Here is a 20038-nt window from a genome sequence, read left to right as displayed (position 1 = left end):
AGTAATAATAAAAACATTCAATCTATCACATTTTGTGGTTTTTTTGTAATAAAAATATAGAAAGGCCTCAAAAGAGGCAGAAATATGCAAAAGAGCGAAGTGTCATTTTCACACATAACCATACAATATTCCACTATCAGCGGCACAGTTTTATAACATTTTGATATTAAATTCAAGATATATCATTATATTTGCACTAAATTATCGTAAGAGAATGCATATGAGTCCAAATATAACTTCCATTTTGCTAATCTATACCGGTGGAACCATCGGAATGATAGAAAACCCCGAAACGGGTGCTTTAGAGAATTTCAATCTCGAGCAGCTGAAAAAGCACGTACCGGAACTGCAAAATTTCACATTCCATATCGATACTTACCAGTTCGATCCTCCGATGGACTCTTCGGATATGGACCCGGAAGCTTGGCGCAAACTGGTACATATCATTAGTGACCATTACGATAGATACACAGGTTTTGTAATTCTGCACGGCACGGATACGATGGCATATACCGCATCTGCCCTTAGCTTTATGTTGGAAGGATTAAGCAAGCCTGTCATCCTCACCGGATCACAACTCCCTATCGGAGTACTCCGCACGGACGGAAAAGAAAACCTTCTTACCAGTCTTGAAATAGCCAGTGCACGTGATGCAAAAGGCAATCCGCTTGTACCCGAGGTCTGCATCTTTTTTGAGAATCATCTGATGCGCGGCAATCGTACCATCAAGATGAACGCAGAGAACTTCAATGCATTCCGTTCATTCAACTATCCCGTATTGGCAGAAGCAGGTATTCATATTAAATATAATAATGTGCAAATCCGCTTTAAGGAAGTCGAACGGGAACTGAAGCCACATTATCTATTAGATACCAATGTTGCTGTCCTAAAACTCTTTCCGGGTATTCAGGAGAATGTAGTATCGAGTATATTGGGCATTGAGGGATTGAAGGCTGTCGTGCTCGAAACTTACGGTTCGGGAAATGCTCCCCGCAAAGAGTGGTTCATACGCCGTTTGCGGAATGCTTGCGAGCAAGGGATAGTCATCGTCAACGTCACCCAGTGCAGTGCCGGAACCGTAGAGATGGAACGTTATGAAACGGGCTATCAGTTAATGCAGGCGGGAGTAGTTTGCGGATATGACAGTACAACGGAGTCTGCCGTAACTAAACTGATGTTTCTACTGGGCCACGGTTATACGCCTGATGAGGTACGAAAAAGAATGCGTACTCCGATGGCAGGAGAAATTACCACCTAAATACGCCTCATAATCAGTTTGTCTAAATAACACATAAGGGTCGCCTATCAGTATTCCTGATAAGCGTCCCTTATACTACAATGTATCAATTCAAGTGCTATTATCCCTCCGTCAATTTATATTCTATAACTGTTATTGAATACTTCTTCAAAGTTATATCTTTATCTTTCACATCTCTTTGTTGCCACACAGGAGCCAAATCCTTATCATCCTTACCGAAATATTCCCAACATTGAACTACTTTAGCATCAACCTTACCGGGAATAACAATATTCACACTCTCTTCCCTGTCGCCTTTATTAATAAGGTACACAAACAATTGATCCTTTTGTGGAGAATAACTCGCATAAGATATAATATACCCTTTTGATTCGGACTTTATCATTTTATCGCCCATAAACCTATTCCAGATCAGCAATGAATACCCTGTAGGATTGATATTCCCATTTGAATCAATAGCATCGTGATCTGTCTGAGGCAGTTTTTCATTTCCCGGCCAACGGGTATTCCAAAAACATGAAAACTCTATCTGTGGCTCCAACAACAATTGCCCCGTCATATCAAAATTAACAATAGCATGCCCCATATCATTAGTTCCTTGCCAGAGTTTTGCCCAATCAATCGTTCCATATTCGGCTACTATCAATTTCCATTTAGCAAGTTGTTCCGGCGTAGCATATTTATTCATGGCATTAAGAGCGGTTTGTGCAGGCCATATCAGGCATCGGGTCGTATCTTTATAACTTTCATATCCTGAGTTAAAATCAAACACCCCATAATTACTTACACATAAACGGTCGATATAATCTCCGGCTTTAGTGATAACTGTTTTAAAGAACTCATCACTATCTCCATTAGGTACGATAAGAATGGAAGGATCCACTGTCTTCATTGCCTTCGAAAAGTCTATTACATCCTGAGCATATATCTCTGCCGTAGAATTCTCATTGTTCTTATTCCAGCTTTCGTTTCCTATCATCCAGTAGCGAACATTATATTTCTTCTTGATATTAGCGTACCTCACCCACTCTACAGCATGATTCAGCAGTTCCTGACGAGTTGAAACTCTTTCACCTTCCGCTATCTTATCCAGATAACGATCTGCCGCAACTACCAATACGGGTTCCGCTCCTACTTCCCGGCAGATATGTATAAATTCATCAAAATCCAATGGATCATAAACAAAGTTCCCATCTTTAAACATACCGGGATAATTATCCAGACCGGCAGTTCTGCACAGCGTAGGATGTGATGTTTCATAAGGAGATACGCTAAAGAAATAAAAATCAGACTTCTCACCTCCCGGATACCGAAGATATTTGGTCCCCAATTTCTTTACCGCTCCTGCAACATTCGTTTCAGCCTCCGGGAAACGACCTCCATCCATTAGAAAATTCAAATTAACACCCACCGGATGATTGGAAACATCACTTATGATGCTATCCGGAGAAACCGTGATAGGCAAAACATTACTCACCTTTTGTCCACAACTGTTCAATAAGCATGCAGTACCGGCCAAAATCATTAATAAAATCTTTCTCATAACACTTCTACTCCGTTTTAGTGACGTCATATCTTTCAGGTAGCATACCAGACAGAATCTCTTTTAGCCGAAGTATGTCTATCTTTTCAGGAAGAATATATTCCATTTTCTCATATCTCGCTTTCGTATCTTCAGATACCCGAGGTTGAGATATTCTTTGTCGTTCAGCAGCTTCCGACCAATAACAATTACCTTTATAAATCGCCATATTTTTCGTCTCATCACCTTGCAGGTGTTTTATCCCCTCATTAGTCAGAACAAATACATTATCCGAGAATTCCAATCCGGAAGAAAATCCGGTATTAAATGAAATAGAATGTCCCTGATTACTGATAATCAAATTATCATGCACCTTGGTATTACATAAGGGGAGCTCTTTATTATACGGATCACACCATACGTAAATACCTGCATGAGAATTTTTAATCCCATCATTTACACTCACATTATATCGTATTATATTATTATTCCATTCAGTTGCACCGGCAAACTGAAACAAGCCATACCCAGCACCTTCATTATTCATAGCCAGATTGTATTGCATTAATGAATTGGTTATTCCACCGTCAAAGTCAAATCCTCCTCCATCCAAGCCTGTGGGAGAAGTCTTATTGTTGTGAGAGAAACAATATTGAATAGTCAGCCTGTCAGATTCATATCCCCAGATACCTACCGGTCCATTTCCGGATCTCGGCATATCCCATCCGTTATTCATTGCCTCACAATACTCTATCATCGCACAGGTTGCATGTCCCACCAATATTCCACTTCCACTATGATTATCAGAAACAGTAGGATTACCCGCATTATTTTCTGCAACACAATAACCGATATAGATATTCCGTACAGATTTGGTATTCCACTCACCGATCACTTCAATTCCATTCGAACCATTATCATGCACATACGAATGTGTTATTCGAACATCGCCACCGCCATTAACACCTATACCGTTCACTTGAAAACCATAAGCTTCCACTTCTTCGATTTCGATAAATCTGGAATTTATAACTTCAATACCTGTTCCTGTATTCCCGTTTTTACGCCCGGAGCCTTTCACCACTACATTCTTCACGTGAATATTCTCGCAGTCATCTATAACAACAGCAGAAGTATGAGCAGAATAAATTTGTGAGATTCCTGCCCCATAAGAAGTGATAATAAGCGGATTATCCGGTGTGCCCTTCACTCCCTTAAGATGAATGTTTCCATTCAATATCTGATTACCTGCCAAATGAATACAATCCCCCGGCAGAAACTTAACATCTTCCAGAGCATCCAGACTCTTAAATGGGAACTCCATGCTACCGTTCGCTACTTTTCCACCACTGAAAGAATCCACATAGAAATTCCGTGTATTGCCGGCCCAGCCAACCATACTGACACATAACAATATTGGCAATAATAATCTATGCATAAACACAATCTTTAATAAGCCATACTAACCTATATTAATTGGCACCGATAACGTCAAGTACTTTCAACTCTTTCCCATTAATAGGTATAGTTTTATCCTTCAAAAAATCAAGAAGAATATCCCAGTTCTTATCTTCCGCATTATACCAAAGTGATTTATTGAAAATTCCTTCCTGCTTTTCAAATCCGGCAGCAGGAATTTGCAGACTTCCTACAAATTTATTTCCTGAATATTTATTATCAGCGGACTTCTCTTCTTTTACAGCCACAGTCATTTCAGGAGCATAGATATAATTATTCTCAAATACATCGCCTTTCCCATAAGATGAATCGTGCTCTGTAAAGTGGAAAAGTGTGCGGTCTATCTGAGGTTCCGGTTTAGGGAACAGATAAAACAGGTTATTCTCAACCAATGTATTTTGTGTATATCCGGTAAAATGCATGACAGGACTAAAATAAGTATCCTTATGACTGGCACTTGTCAGATAATTACGTAGCCCATCGTTTATGCTTACATTATAGCGCACCTTGGTTTCAATATTCCCATTCACACACCAATCTTCCGGCCAGCCGTTTGTACCAATTACCAACATAAAGCCGCCATCATTATTATAACTCAGATTATACTGGAATACCGAATTCCGACATCCCCAGTCCGAATCATAAGCATACCCGTCTACAATAGATTTATGATCACTTACGACATTAAACTGTACCAATGTATTATCACTGCACCAAGGCCATATTCCATCGCAAGCTTCGGATTCGGGTAACGTTTTCGGGCAATTCTTCATCACGTTATACTCTATCAATCCACCATTGCAACCAGCCAGTACAATACCGTCACCCGGCACTCCATCCAATACATTCCTCCTGATGACCACTCCCAAATTAGGATTCCATTGTTTCCTGATCCAGTAACCCTTAAACTTAATTCCATCCCTTTGGCAGTCTTTCAGATAGCAATTCTCAATAGTCATTCCAACAAATCGATTCAGAATACTGTCATTATCCCGGCCATTCTGAATACAAATTCCGATACCGCCACCTTTCTCTATCACCGTACTTCCATATACATCATGCACATACAAGTCATCAATGACCATATTATGTGATTCTCCAAACTTATCCAATTCAATCCATAACCCCAGCAAACCGGCTTTCGGGGCATCACCTCTATTAGAAATCTCCAGATCACGTATTACCAGATTTTCCGAATTAAAGATATGTACAGCAGCCGTATCCACACCATTTCCTTTCACATGTGGCTTTGCCATTCCGCCATATTTTCCCAATACAACGGGATTATTTTCTTCTCCACGACACGAAAGAAAGAGCTTTTCCGTAAATACAGTACCAGATTTCAATAAAACACTATCTCCTCCTTTCAACGTTAATTCCTTAAGCTTAGCCAAAGATTTGAAAGGGGTTTGAACAGACGTTCCACTATTGGCATCATTACCATTTGCAGAGTCAAAATAGTAATTCGTATGGGTCACTTGTGAAGAACAGGAAGCCAATAATACAACCAAGCCTCCACAAAGCATTTTCATTCTATTTTTCATATTCATTCTATTTTTCATTTTTGAACTTCAGTTCTCCGTATGACAGTTTGCCAATTCGCAGTCCTCAAATTCTTGTTTTAGTTCATTACTCTATCTTTTGTAAACATTCAAAATCAAACTCAATCTTTTTCACATCAGCCTGCTCATCAGTTCCGTTTGCCGGTAAGTCAAAAAAGATTTTCTCGTCTTTATCCAGTTTATAAATCACAAGCGTCAACTCTTTCCCCTCTACAGAATGTTCCTGTCGGTTCAAACCTACTGTCCAGGTGGCATGACTGTTATAATCATCATCTGAAAGCATATATCCGTTATAGATTTCCGCCTTATCACCGGAATAGTTGATACGCATATAGATGTTATTCAAATTCTCCAATGCATCTGTCGGCACTTGTATCCTCCACTCTTTGAATGTATTATAAGCAATACCTTCGGCATATCCCGGTTTATCTACTACCACCGGAGCCACCGGTTGCGGAAACACCCGTGTGAGTGAAGGGTTGGAATAATAGTCCGTCGTCAACCAGGAAGAGTCGGTACTAAATTCAATCCTGTCATAATTATAGTATTCCACAATGACACGTGCAGCAAATTGCTTCTTCCCCTCAACAAATGGAAAACTTGCAAACAACAGATTCACACCTTTTCTGGCATATCCTGTAAGGTCTATTTCATTTAACTGGTTTGGTTTTACTTCCTGATTTACCCAAGTATCATTCAGATTGAGTATACATTTCGACTCCGGATACATAAACAAAGTGACTTTCTTAATCTCTGAAGGATTATCCAGATTGAATTCCTTAAAGAAGAAACGACGATAACGCTGCTGATAAGGCTCAATCCCATGAAAGTTTGCTGTTTCCAACCATTTAGCCTCTTCCAGGATGCCCTTAGACTGAATACGAATATCCATTTGCGGCTGATTGAAAATAACCGCTTTCTGTTCAAATCCCGGATTCATACCCGTTTTCAACTTATAATAAGCAACCTTCTTATCAGTAGAGAAAATATAAACATCTCCAAGTGAACTGTATAAATCCGCATCAGAAATATAGCATACTTTCTTCCCATCTTGTTCCAATAACCAACAGTTATCAGCCTCTTTTTCAGTCAGAATGACAACACACTTTTCTTCTCCATTCTGCAATTGTATTTTAAGCACACAATCTTTTCCCGGATTAAGTCCGCTAACAACCCAACTATCACTTTCTTCCTTTATCTTAGCCCGGTTTACCTCCACTCCTTTCACAGTCGATTTATCAAAAGATAGCTCCACTGGAATTTGTCTGTTCTGGAAAAACAGATAGCAATTATCAACACTTCCCATCAATTGTGCCGTGGCATAATTCAGGCGCATAGCACCAAGTTCCACATTCAAGGGCCAGATAAAGACCGTACTATCCTGCATTTCAATACCTTTCTGAGGAAAACGAAGCGTTTTATCTTTCAGTTTCACCTCAAACTTCACACTCTTCTGTACCTTCTTCGGATGATAACGGGAATAATTGATCCCAAACATATAGCCAGTTTCATTATTAGAGCGTACAGCTACCTGTAACCCATCTTCTTCCCACTTCGGGATAACAGGCATCATGGGAGCCAGGTCTTTTTCATACTCATTGACAAAGTAATGCAGTTTTTTCACCTTCTTATAAGATTCCGCTATTTCTCCTGATTCTCGGATAGCAGCCTGAAAATCATAAGATTTCACCGGTAAGCGGCTCCAATACCCAGTTTTCAATTGCTCTTCCTCAGTAGACCATAGTTTACCCGTAAACTGAGTGGCACCGGCAAAAATATAATATCCCAGCAGGTTAGACCCTGAACCAAGTTTGGCTATCATCATACCCAACCCGTCTAAAGGATCGATGCTGAGTCGCCTGTGATAGGTATTTTGTACACCCACTCCCATTTCACAAGTAAAGAAGGGATATTCTTCATACGTCATATACACATCTTGCCGCTTTATCTGATCGTTACCTATATTCTCATTATCACGGAACGAATCGAACAGGAAGTTGCCCGGCTGGTATTCTTTTCCCACATGTTCCACCCATGGAGCATCTGCATATCCTCCCCATAAAGGAATTACCTCAAAAGGAGGAACAGAACCGTCTCCCCAGCCCGTAACCGTATACATCGGGACATCAATGCCATTTTCCAGAGCCGTATCTTTCAGCCATTGGATATGTGGTTCACCCTCCTTTCCATACCAATATTCATTTTCCAACTGGATGCCTATGATATTCCCGCCATCTTTATAGTAAAGCCCTTTCAACTGGTTAGCTATTTGGGCAAAATAACGTTTTACATAATTCTGATAAACCACATCATTTGAGCGGTCTTTCAGATATTTTTTTTGTAAGATCCAGTCGGGTGTCCCGCCATTACGCGCTTCTCCATGCGACCAGGGTCCCAGTCTCGGAACTACAAACAATCCATGCTTCCGGCATAACTTAATAAAGCTGCGCAAATCCTTCTCATTCTCCCACTCAAACTGACCTTCTATCTCTTCGTGATGATTCCAGAACAAATAAGTAGAGATAATATTGATACCGCAAGCTTTCATTTTCAAGATACGGTCTTCCCACAAATCCTTACGGATACGCGAGAAATGCAACTCTCCCATAACGGGTAAGATTGGCTTCCCGCCCATAGTCATATATAGACTATTAACTTCTATTGCTTTCTCCTTAGGCCCCGGATTTCCCATCTTCAGATGACCACACGAAGGTGTCTCCATGACGTCCGAAGCATCCAGCCTATAAACTTTCTGTGCTGATAAGTTCGTAAACAGGCAAAAACCGATAAATAAACAGGCTATTTTTTTCATTTGTATTCTATCATTAGGTTAATAAACCGCTTCCATTGTCTGAGTGCTCCACTGATCCGCCCAGCGAATAAGTGGTCTGTCTTCATCGAACTCAATCGGCAACCAGACATACCGTGAATTTATTAAATCCGTTTTATTCCACCTGTCAAACATAGCGATAAATTGATCCTGCATCCCTTCAATGGGGAGTACGTAGGTACTTTGGGCATAAAATGTCTTATCGGCATCACGCCCCAGACAGGGGTTATCTTTCAGTTCCCAAACTCCCATCATTGAATCGGATACAGCCCATTTGGCTTTATTCGGATCCCAACCGGTGCAACCGGATGAGAGCATATAATAATGATCGTTTCGTTTAAAGACCGCAGGAGCTTCCCGGGATTGTCCGATAAATCTCCGGACATAAGTTCCTGAAGGTTTTGTATAATCATCAGTCAGCAAACTGATATATAAGGTACTGTTCCATTCTGACGAGCAGATATGATAAGCCTTTCCATCATCATCCTTGAAGATAGTCTGATCACGGCTATCTGCCCCATTCGGTTTAAAAGACCCCAAATAAGTGAAAGTTCCTGTCGGCGAGTCACAGACCGCTACCCCGGCATGTGCCTTTTCATAATCAGGGCTTTCAATATGCATCCACATCACAAACTTACCGGTTTTCTCATTATAGATAACCTTCGGACGCTCTATCACTTGCGAAGGGTGAAGATCTGAAGTCGGATCATCATCTACCGTAGGCAGAACCTTACCCTCAAATTTCCAGTCTGTCAGATTCTTAGATGAATAGCAAGCCACCCCCCCGGCTTCAGCCCGCCAGCACTCCCAGGTTTTAACCCAGTCCAGGCGATAGGTGGAATCACCTTTAAATTCACCATACCAATAATAAGTACCTTCATGGTAGAGAATACCTCCTCCATGTGCATTTATCGGATTTCCATCCATATCTTTCCAGATACTGCCGGGAGTCACGATATCTTTTCCCTCTTGCTTAGCCGACATCCGATCCACCGTTCTGATTGTAATCGATGCTCCTTTCATCCCCTCTGCTGAAACATTCAAGGTTATCTCACCCACATTTCCATCCGGTTGCAATATAGCCATTGCTTTACCTTTAAAAGTTTTAGGTGATAAGGAGCGGAAACTTTCCATATCTGTAGGACATGCATTTCCTGATCCCCTGATAATACCATTCCCCACAACACTTAAAGTCACTTTCATATCAGCATCAGGTACTATCCTGCCTTCTTTATCAATCAATTCAACAGTAACATAAGCCAGATCGTCCCTATCCGCTTTAATCACCTTGCGGTCTGCGATTAAACGTATCTGTACCGGAGCACCTGTGGTTCTTAAAATAGCGCATGAAGATTCACTGCTGTCATAGGTAGCCACTGCTTTCAATTCACCCGGCTGATAGTTGACCATGAACGTAGCCGTATAGTCTTTCTTTGAAACTTCTTGCTCACCCAGCAATTCATTATTAAGATAGAGCCTTACCTTAGGTGCACGACTATAAACATTTACTTTTACCGGTTTGCCTTCCAGCCCTTTCCAGTTCCAGCTAAGAGATTCGTTCTTCCACCCCCAATAGCTCACATCTTCTGTTTTCCCGACAGCCGGCAAAGGCTGTACAGCCATTGTTATTTCCCTTTCCTTCCAGATAATATCCCGGTAATAGGACTGTGGTTTCTTCTCTCCACAGATATCAATATCTCCACACCAGGCGTTATACCAGGGCCAACCCATAAACTGTGGATTCTTCTCGCCTTTACTCAGTTCCAGTGTATGCCCTATTCCCGCTTCACCCAGATAATCAAGGGCAGTCCATACAAAATCACCAATGATATACGGATGTTTTTCCACCAGGTTCCAGTTTACAGCCGCTTCCTGCGCAACAGTCTCACTACCATATATGATACGTAAGGGATCTTTCTGATGATCATTTTCATATTCGTACCACATATAATTGTATCCTGCCACATCCAGATGTTGCATGGCTTTTGAAGCATCTTCCTTCCACTTCAGCTGCGGATTATCCCAATAATCGTTGATAGCAGCAGTTACCGGACGTGAAGGATCCAATTTCTTCACTATATTCCTTAATCTTTCAGCAATCTCTATACCGGCATCATCCGAACGTTCCTGAATTTCATTTCCGATACTCCACATGATGACAGACGGATGATTCCGGTCTCTCAGCACCATTGCCGAAATATCTTTTTCGTTCCATTCATCGAAGAAACGATGATAGTCTTGAGGATTCTTTTCTTTTTGCCAATGATCAAAAGCCTCATCAATCACCAACATACCTTGTTCATCGCAAGCTCGGAGAAAAGCTTCTGCCGGAGGATTATGGGCACATCTAACTGCATTATATCCATTTGCCTTCAACAATTCTATTTTACGCGCCTCCGCCCTATCCAACGAAGCCGCCCCCAACAAACCATTATCATGGTGTACACAGCCACCTTTCAGTTTCAGAGGCAAATTATTCAACTTAAATCCTTCCTTCGCACTGAAGGATATAGTACGGATGCCAAAAGGAACAGATATTTGATCCAACACTTCATGCCCGGAACGAATTAAAATTTTCGCTTCATACAAATGCGGAGTATCAACCGACCATAGCTTTGCCTGTTTCACCGGCAAAGAGAAAGCAACTGTCTGCTTACCAGCTGCGTCAACACTCACTGTCTGCTCTTTCATTCCTACCTCTTCACCATCAGGAGAAATAATCGTAACCATCATATTTACTCCTGCCTTCTCCGCCTTTTCATTAAACACATCCGCCTCTATAGCCAATGTAGCCTCATCACCAGCCATCTTTGCAGTACGTACGGCAACCGCCCATTCATCCAAATGGACAGAATCGGTCTTTATGAACCATACATGCCGGTAGATACCTGAACCGGCATACCAACGGGAATTTTTCCCCTCATTCGTTACCTTCACCGCAATGGTGTTCACTTCACCTGCCGGATGACAATATGAAGTAATATCACATTTGAAGGACGAATATCCATACGCATTGAAATTCACTTTTTGTCCGTTCACCCATACTTCGGACTGCGCATAGACTCCTTCAAAATAAAGAGAATGAAGTTTGTGAGCATCTTTACGGTCAATAGTAAATGATTTTCTATACCAGCCTTCACCCCCTACGGTTTGTCCGGTAGCAAAACCTCCGGCACTTTCTTTGGAGAAAGGGCCTACCGATAAGCCATCCGAACCGGAAAGAGGCTCTACACTCCAGTCATGTGGCAGATTTAATACCCGCCACTTCGAATCATCGTAAGATTCTTTTGCCGCATCTTCCATTTGACCAAGATGGAACTTCCAATCCTGATCAAATTTAATCTTTCGTACGGAACAATCCGTACCCTGACTGCATGCTGTGACAATCAACGAGCTTATGATGACAAATATAGATCGTTTTAATAATGCTCTCAACTTCATACTTCTTTTAAATTTGATTTTTAGGCAATCTCTATTCTTTCTGAGTTATAGTAATACTCGCAACCGGAAGTGCCTTTACCTTTGCTGTTACAATAATCCGTCCTGAAGATTTCCCGGAACGAACAACCAATAAGTTACTTCCGCGCCACGTCTTCCGACTATTAGCAACGAAACTTTCTATGCTCATAGGGTTGGCATTACCTACTCCTTCAATCGTAGCATCTCCTTCTATAGAAAATTCTACCAATTCTTCAGCCAACTGATTTCTAATGCCTTTACTATCTACCAATTCTAATGTGATATAGCTTAGATCATTACCATCAGCTACGATTTCTGTTCTGTCCGCAGATAATCTGATCTTTTCAACCTTACCGGCACTTTCCAACGTTGCAGTGCCCACTTCACCGCCTTTATTATAACTTACGGCTTTCAATATTCCATGAGCATAAGGTACTTCCCAGACAAGCGTATTTTTCTTATCGGCAGTATTTTCTTGTTTTCCTAAAGATTCCCCATTCAAGAACAGTTCAACCTGTTCACAATTGGAGTATACAGATACTGTCATCTTTTTTCCCTCATATCCCGGGAAATTCCAATGATCCACAACATCCGGAAAATCCCATACACTCCAATCCGCCTTATCCGGATTCAGAGGAAAAGAAGGAACAGGAGGCGTCACAACAATATGGGATACCGGTGCATCACTCCATAACGTTTCACGCAAATAGGACTGGGGACGACGTTCGCCCGAAAGATTCAAATCACCACAATTGGCATGATTCCAAGGGAAAATACGTTTATCAAGCGGATACCCACACCAGCCGATACTTGCCTCACCAATATAGTCAAAAGCAGTCCAGATAAAATCACCGATCACCCATGAATGATCTTCTACTCCTTTCCAATAATCATAAGCCTGGGATGCGTAGGACTCCGAAGCATAGATAATACGGTCCGGATGACGTTTGGCATCCAATTCATAACGGTTTAAACAGTAATTATAACCACAAACATCCAGAGGAGCCAGAAAATCATCCGTTGCATCAACAATAGAATTAACTCCCGCCGTAACAGGCCGCGTTGTATCAAGCGTCTTCACAAAACCTGTCAACTCCCTGCATATATCCACAATTTCAGCAGTTTCTTTGTTCTTGATTTCATTACCAATACTCCACATGATAACACTAGGATGATTCCTATCCCGTGCAACCATACTATGCAAATCTTCTTTCCACAATTTATCAAAGTATTGTGCATAATCATACTGATAATGACCATATCGCCACATATCAAAAGCCTCATCTATGACCAGCATACCTAAGCGGTCGCAGGCATTGAGTAAAGCGGTTGAGGGAGGATTATGAGACAAGCGCAGCGCATTAAAACCAGCCGCTTTCAGTAGTTCTATTTTCCTTTCCTCTGCCCGGTCAAAAGCCTTTGCACCCAAAAGACCATTGTCATGATGGATACATCCGCCTTTTAGTTTCATGGATTTACCATTCAGCTGGAAACCATTCTCTGCACTAAATGCAATATTGCGTATACCTATTGAAATATATTCCTCATCTATAACTTTATCATCTTGCAGAAGACGGTTTACAACCTGATATAAGTAAGGATTGTCTATAGACCATAATTGCGGAGCAAGCACTTCCAACGCATGGCCAACCTCTGTTTTTTCTTTGTTATCCAATGTTACCAGTTGCTCTTTCCGAGCTACAGTATGGTTATTCTTATCTACAATCCGCGTTTCCAGAATCACTTTTCCGGTTACTTTTTCAGTATTTGCCAAAACACTCTGTACATGTACCTCTGCTTTATCCGCCGTTGCAACGGGAGTCGTGACAAACGTTCCCCAAGTTTCAAAATGAAGCGGATTGGTTATCTTCAAGAAAGTATGCCTGTAAATACCCGAACCTGTATACCAACGGCAATTCATACCTTCATTTTTCACACGGACAGCTATCAGATTTTCAGCTCCAAAACGTACATAATCGGTTATATCCAGTTCAAATGCAGTATATCCATAAACATGATTGGCTACATGGCGATCATTCACCCAGATATCTGCATTCATATAAATTCCATCGAAAGAGACAGCAATACATTTACCTTTTTCAGCCGCATCTATGTAGAAGTGCTTTCTATACCATCCCGTACCACCTACAGTAAAACCACCTGCAACTTCCGTTGCAGCATCCGCTGTAAAAGGAGAATTGGTTCCAGGAATATCTTCAATACTCCAATCATGAGGAAGATTTATCTGACGCCATTGTGAGTCATCTAAAGATTGCTTTTCTCCTTCGGCGATATCTCCACGATGAAATAACCATGCTTCATCGAAAGATTGTTCCCGAAGTGTGGAATCTTTTTCCCCACAACTGCTCACTCCAAATGCTATTAAGAAAAATAATAGGCTGTATAGAATTCTCATATTATTATATTTAGCAGAGCAAAGGCCGGCCTTCAGACAGGATCTTCATCCGGCCAGCCTCTATCTGGAATTTATTTCAATTATTTACCACCCCATTCCGGTGCCTGAACCAAAGCTCTGTTGTTGTCTAACTCTGATTGAGGTATAGGCCATACATATCCTTTTGACGAATCGAAGATATGAGAACCTGCCCCACCGTCTGCCCGGCATCTTTCATATGCTTTATCCATTTCTTTCCAGCGCATAAGATCAAAATAACGGGTACCTTCCAAAGCCAGTTCCACTCTTCTTTCATGCTTCACCACGTCGAGCAATTGATCATAAGAGAGATTGGAACCTTCAGCATCTTCCACCTTCGGCATCATCACATCAGCACGCTGACGCACCTGGTTCACCATTGACATAATTTCGTCTTTACCTGTATTTTGCTTAGCCAAAGCTTCAGCACGCATCAACAGTACATCGGCATAGCGAATAACATACATATCCTGATTATCGGCAGCCCATGTAGTAGGCTGATTCTGATATTTACGCATGAACAACTGGAATGGACTGTTCCAGGACCACCATGCATCACTTACCTTGCCGTCATACGTATCACCATTCTTCGTCATCAGTGTATACGTCAGACGCGGGTCGCGAGTTGAATCATCATCCGGATCATAGATTCCCGAAGAGGTAATAGGTTTGCCATCCTTGCAATAAAAATCGTTTGCTAAATTCGGATAAGGCAACTGCCATTCCATCGGATAACCGTAGTTATAAGCTAAGAAACCACCCTCACCATTTTGTTGGTCGGTATTCTTAAAGCGAATGGCAAATACTATTTCTTTGCTGGCACCACCAGCTTCCGTAAACAGGGTACTGTAATTCGGGTCTATCTCATATTGGCTCAGGTTAATAACCTGTAAAGCAGCATCGGCAGCCTCCTTATACATCTCGTTATACAGGTATACACGGGTCAGTAAGCCCAATGCGGCACCTCTGGTAGCACGGCCTCTATCAGCCGTAACAGGTAACATACCTTCGGCAGTAATGTCCTTCAGGTCCTTGATTATGTCAGCTACAATTTCTGATTTTTGCGACTTAGGTACCTGGCTCGTTTCAGTAGTCAACACATTAAACACCTTCGGAACATCACGGTACAGACTGGTCAGATGATTATAAAACAACGCTCTGATGAACTTAGCCTCACAAACGATTCTTGTACCTGCTTCTTCACCTATTTTACCGTTCTCCAGCATTTGCGGTACTTTTTCAATAACATTATTGCATCGTGCAATACCTGCATAAGAAGCATTCCATACAGCCTTAGTAACAGCTGCTGTGGGGCTCATGGTATTGGTAGTGATCACATCGGGGCCCACCCACGGAATCCAGGCAAAATAGCCGTTATCCGTAGCAAATTCCAATTCACGCAAACTACAAGTATTTCCACCCGGCCAACAAAATCCCAAGCTACCTTCACTTTGCAAAGCATCGTAGCAACCTACCAACGCTTTAGTCGCATCAGCCTCTGTATTCCAAAAATTACCGTTAGACAACTCTGACAAAGATTCACGATCCAGGAAGTCTGAACAAGAAAAGAGGGAAAAGGCTAATGACAAAATAACTGAATAATATATTTTTTTCATGATCTTCTTTATTTTAAATTATAATGTAATGTTTAAGCCCACAGAGAATGTCTTGGCATTGGGATAAGCATGACCGCGAGTATCGGTTCCATACTTTTCAGGATCATAATCGTCAATGCCGGTAATAGTCAGGATATTCTGTGCAGAAACATATATTCTTAAGCGTTCCAGTTTCGCCTTGCGAATCCATTCTTGTTTGAAAGAGTATCCCAATTCAATATTCTTCAGACGCAGGTAAGAAGCATCTTTCAACCAGAATGAAGAGGGTTGGCTGTTATAGTCACCATTACCCAGACGCGGGAAGTTCCCGTTAGGGTTAGCACTTTCAGAATAACGATCCAGGAATGCCGTCGTAACATTACCCGAAACGGTAGGATAATCCATCACAATACGGTCTACACCGGCTACACCCTGGAAGAAAGCAGAGAAATCAAATCCTTTGTAAGCGGCATTTAAACCAAAACCGTAAGTAAAATCAGGGAACGGATTACCGATCACTGTACGGTCGTAAGTATCCACTACTCCATCCGGTTTACCTTCCGGACCGCTGACATCTTTATAACGGATATCACCCAACTTCAAAGCACCACCGCCAACAGAATTCTTTTCATTAGCTTCATCCACTTCAGCCTGTGTGCGATACAATCCATCGGCTACATAACCATAATAAGAATTGATAGGATGTCCTTCCAGATTAATAGACCAGTCTGTAATCCATGAATCTTTACCGTGCAGGTCGAGAATTTCATTCTTCACCTTACTGAAATTGACATTTGCACCGAATTTCCAGTCGCCCCATTGATCATTATAACCTAAAGCGAATTCCCAACCTTCATTCTTTACTGATGCAGCATTCACATAAGGTTCAGTAGAAATACCCACAATTCCGGGAATGGGCAATTGCAGCAAAATATCAGAAGTCTTCTTGTAGAAATAGTCAGCAGTAAGGGTAATCTTGTTATTCAGGAAAGCGGCGTCTATACCTATATCCGTAGTAGCGGTTGTTTCCCATTTAATGTCAGGATTAGCCAATGAGGAAATAGCCACACCCGAAACTTTGTTGTCACCCCATACATAGTTATTACCCAAACCGATATACTGTGCAAACGGGTAGTAACCGATCTCCTGGTTACCCAGTTCACCCCAGCTACCTCTTAGTTTCAACTGGCTGATAAAGCTATATTTCTCCATGAAAGCCTCTTGAGCAATGTTCCAGCCCACAGATACAGAAGGGAAATAACCGGTACGGTTCTTTTTAGGTATTCTGGAAGACTCATCACGACGGAGGTTGAATTCAGCCAAATAGCGATCCTTGTAATTGTAGTTCACACGGCCAAAGAATGATCTCAAAGCAGCTTCGGCAGCATCTCCCTTAGCAGAAGTACTTAAAGCACCGTTCAATACGGTGATATTGTCGCTCGGAAGATCTTCACCTGTTGCCGTGGTAGAACGGAAATTATTATATTGGTTAGACTGCCCCAGCAAGAAGTTGAAAGCATGGCCGTTCACATCAAAGTGATAAGTAATAATGTTTTCGTTGATCCACTGAGTTTCGGAATAATAAGCATCGGTCAGGTAATTCTTACCACTACCTCCCACAGGGTTACCATACGAATCCTGAGGAATATAAGCAGGTTCAGCACCAATACTGTTCCATTGGTTATATTGATAAGCAAAGCTGGTCTTGATAGACAGGTTCTTAATCGGCTCAATTTCCAGGAAAGCCTTACCGTCGAAACGGCTGTATTTCTTCTTTGAGGTTATGGTAGTGGCATAAGCCGGATTCTTAATAGCCTGCATTTTATCGTTACCATCCACAAATCCCCATTCACCATTGCTGTATTTATAAGGTACCGAAGGACGGGAATGCCATTTCATCTGTTCGAATACATAGTAAGTACCAATGGTAGGTTCCTCTACTTCTTCATGGTTACCAGAAACATTCAGTCCTAAAGTGATTATATCAATGAACTTGCTGTCAGCATTCAGACGGAAATTAAAACGGTCAGTACTTGTACCTTCCATGATACCATCCTGTCCCACATATCCTACCGAACCCATATAATGAGAAGTGGCATTACCACCCGACATAGACAAATGGTGAGTCTGAATAGGAGCAGAACGGAATATTTTGTCCGACCAGCGGGTATTGGCAAACAAATCCGGCCTCGATCCATCTTTCATTTGCTGAATCATTTCAGGGGTATAATTCGAAGTTACATCTCCCATAGCTTCATTCTGTTCATTATAAAGAGTAGCCCAATCCCATGAATTAATATATGTAGGCAGAACCGTAGCTTTCTGTACACCATAGGATCCGCTGTAAGATAGTGTCTTCTTGTCTGCATTTCCTCGTTTCGTTGTAACCAGAACTACACCGTTGGCAGCACGTACACCATATATAGAAGCGGAAGCCGCATCCTTCAATACTGATATGTTTTCAATATCATTCGGAGAAACACTGTTGAGGCTTCCCTCCACACCGTCAATCAGCACCATAGGATTACTGTCACCAAAAGTGTTTATACCGCGGATACGGATTTCCACATCTCCCTCAGCACCGGGTTGCGCAGAGAAAGAGCTCACGGTAACACCACTCATTCGTCCTTGCAGCAAACTGGAAGTATTGGATACCGGAATGTCTTTAATATCATTGACCTTTACAGAAGATACCGCTCCCGTCAGATTGGCTTTTTTCTGCGTACCATAGGCTACAACCACAACTTCATCGATCAACTCCGAGCTTTCTTTCAATACAATATTGATTTGCTGGTTTGCCCGGACTATTTTCACGACTTGCGTTTCATAACCTATATAAGAAATCACGAGATTTTGTCCTACTGATGCCTGAATAGAGAAATGTCCGTCTACATCTGTAATCAGACCATTCGTAGTACCTTCCACTACTACAGAGGCTCCAATTATCGCTTCACCGGCAGCATCCTTCACAGAACCTTTTACAGTTACAGCCTGTTGTGTAATGGCTGATGTTGAAGAACCGAGATCTTTTTCCGTTGATGCATAGGAGAAAGTTACTCCACCAAGGAATAGCAATCCGAAGATGATTCGTCTTTGCAAAACATGTTGTTTATTACAAATAATCTGAAAACATCAAAATTTAAGCGCAAAATACATTTATAATCAGCTATTTATAAATTTATCTACTTTTATTGAGAAACAAATTGGGAACAAAAACGGGAATTAAAGTGATTTCGTGTTTTTTTGTTTGCACTCTGTTTCTTTGGTTTCATTTACTTGCTTTCAGAGTACAATTTCGAGCATTTTTACTCGACTTGTGTTCCTCCATTGGGAAGATCTGATTCGGATTTGCATCAATGAATCATCGCAGCCAAAAGAGAAAGGTGCAAACCCTTATTTCCTGCAAGTCGCATAACTCTCCACAAAGATAAACATTTCTACATAGGCAGCCAAAAATGCCTGCCTCTATTTAGTTTAATTTAGTTTAGCGTATATATAAAGCTAACAAACTAAACTAAACTGGATTTTCGTGCTATTTTGTACCATTCCCTATTTTAACCGTACAGCCAAAAGAGAAGACAAGTCCACTGCGTATTTTCTCTTTTCGCTGCAATCCCTTTTTTACTCCATAGCTCCTCCTTTACACACCACCCATACCGGGCGTACTTCCACATCTTCGCATATCAACTTCCGGTCTGCCTGATGAGAATTGTGTCGCAAAGGTACTTGCCATGTCTTTCTTGTATGCAAGGTCGCAGCCTGACGGTTCCCGACAAAATCTCCACGCTCCGCTTTGCGGAGGTAGTATTTGGTCTGAAAACCTTGCATAAAGAGCCATGCCACCTTTTGAGGCGACATAATTTTCAATCAAGCCCGAAAGTAGCTGAAATGCTACAAGAGGGAAAGTAAAAAACTCAAAA

Annotated in this window: 10 protein-coding genes; 1 reads left to right on the top strand and 9 read right to left on the bottom strand. The window is 41.6% G+C overall.

Features of this window, described 5'->3' with window-relative positions:
• Positions 1–220: 220 nt before the first annotated feature.
• Complete coding sequence (locus K429_RS0115505) at positions 221–1258, top strand: asparaginase (RefSeq protein ID WP_026367512.1); 1038 nt, start codon at positions 221–223, stop codon at positions 1256–1258.
• 100 nt (positions 1259–1358) lie between these two features.
• Here K429_RS0115505 and K429_RS0115500 read toward each other — a convergent pair whose 3' ends face one another.
• The 9 genes from K429_RS0115500 to K429_RS0115460 form a co-directional block, all read right to left on the bottom strand.
• On the bottom strand, positions 1359–2801 hold the full coding sequence (locus K429_RS0115500) for a hypothetical protein (RefSeq protein WP_026367511.1): 1443 nt from the start codon (positions 2799–2801) through the stop codon (positions 1359–1361).
• Positions 2802–2808: 7 nt separating this feature from the next.
• Positions 2809–4218, bottom strand: a complete 1410-nt coding sequence (locus K429_RS0115495) for a right-handed parallel beta-helix repeat-containing protein (protein ID WP_026367510.1) — start codon at positions 4216–4218, stop codon at positions 2809–2811.
• A 34-nt stretch (positions 4219–4252) separates the two neighbouring features.
• Positions 4253–5782: a right-handed parallel beta-helix repeat-containing protein gene (locus K429_RS0115490; protein WP_231501867.1), complete on the bottom strand. Its 1530-nt coding sequence runs from the start codon at positions 5780–5782 to the stop codon at positions 4253–4255.
• Positions 5783–5867: 85 nt separating this feature from the next.
• On the bottom strand, positions 5868–8612 hold the full coding sequence (locus K429_RS0115485) for a beta-galactosidase (protein WP_026367508.1): 2745 nt from the start codon (positions 8610–8612) through the stop codon (positions 5868–5870).
• Between the two features lie 18 nt (positions 8613–8630).
• Positions 8631–12071 (bottom strand): glycoside hydrolase family 2 TIM barrel-domain containing protein, encoded by a 3441-nt coding sequence (locus tag K429_RS0115480; protein WP_026367507.1) that lies wholly within the window; start codon positions 12069–12071, stop codon positions 8631–8633.
• A gap of 31 nt (positions 12072–12102) precedes the next feature.
• A complete protein-coding gene (locus K429_RS0115475; protein ID WP_026367506.1) occupies positions 12103–14505 on the bottom strand; it encodes a glycoside hydrolase family 2 TIM barrel-domain containing protein in 2403 nt (800 codons plus the stop codon).
• An 80-nt stretch (positions 14506–14585) separates the two neighbouring features.
• Entirely contained in the window at positions 14586–16139 is a 1554-nt protein-coding gene (locus K429_RS0115470; RefSeq protein WP_026367505.1) for a RagB/SusD family nutrient uptake outer membrane protein, read from the bottom strand.
• A gap of 18 nt (positions 16140–16157) precedes the next feature.
• On the bottom strand, positions 16158–19217 hold the full coding sequence (locus tag K429_RS0115465) for a TonB-dependent receptor (protein WP_231501866.1): 3060 nt from the start codon (positions 19215–19217) through the stop codon (positions 16158–16160).
• A 522-nt stretch (positions 19218–19739) separates the two neighbouring features.
• On the bottom strand, positions 19740–19976 hold the full coding sequence (locus K429_RS0115460; protein WP_026367503.1) for a hypothetical protein: 237 nt from the start codon (positions 19974–19976) through the stop codon (positions 19740–19742).
• Between the last annotated feature and the right edge of the window lie 62 nt (positions 19977–20038).

The sequence above is a fragment of the Bacteroides sp. 14(A) genome, assembly GCF_000526555.1.
Classification (GTDB): Bacteria; Bacteroidota; Bacteroidia; order Bacteroidales; family Bacteroidaceae; genus Bacteroides; species Bacteroides cellulosilyticus.
Note: the sequence above shows the minus strand (reverse complement) of the source record. Positions and strands in the feature narration are given on the sequence as shown.

Excerpts from the sequence above, each read along its gene's own strand:
- K429_RS0115460 (WP_026367503.1), bottom strand. The coding sequence starts at position 19,976 with ATGTCGCCTCAAAAGGTGGCATGGCTCTTTATGCAAGGTTTTCAGACC.
- K429_RS0115490 (WP_231501867.1), bottom strand. The coding sequence starts at position 5,782 with ATGAAAAATAGAATGAAAATGCTTTGTGGAGGCTTGGTTGTATTATTG.
- K429_RS0115505 (WP_026367512.1), top strand. The coding sequence starts at position 221 with ATGAGTCCAAATATAACTTCCATTTTGCTAATCTATACCGGTGGAACC.
- K429_RS0115475 (WP_026367506.1), bottom strand. The coding sequence starts at position 14,505 with ATGAGAATTCTATACAGCCTATTATTTTTCTTAATAGCATTTGGAGTG.
- K429_RS0115495 (WP_026367510.1), bottom strand. The coding sequence starts at position 4,218 with ATGCATAGATTATTATTGCCAATATTGTTATGTGTCAGTATGGTTGGC.
- K429_RS0115500 (WP_026367511.1), bottom strand. The coding sequence starts at position 2,801 with ATGAGAAAGATTTTATTAATGATTTTGGCCGGTACTGCATGCTTATTG.
- K429_RS0115485 (WP_026367508.1), bottom strand. The coding sequence starts at position 8,612 with ATGAAAAAAATAGCCTGTTTATTTATCGGTTTTTGCCTGTTTACGAAC.
- K429_RS0115480 (WP_026367507.1), bottom strand. The coding sequence starts at position 12,071 with ATGAAGTTGAGAGCATTATTAAAACGATCTATATTTGTCATCATAAGC.
- K429_RS0115470 (WP_026367505.1), bottom strand. The coding sequence starts at position 16,139 with ATGAAAAAAATATATTATTCAGTTATTTTGTCATTAGCCTTTTCCCTC.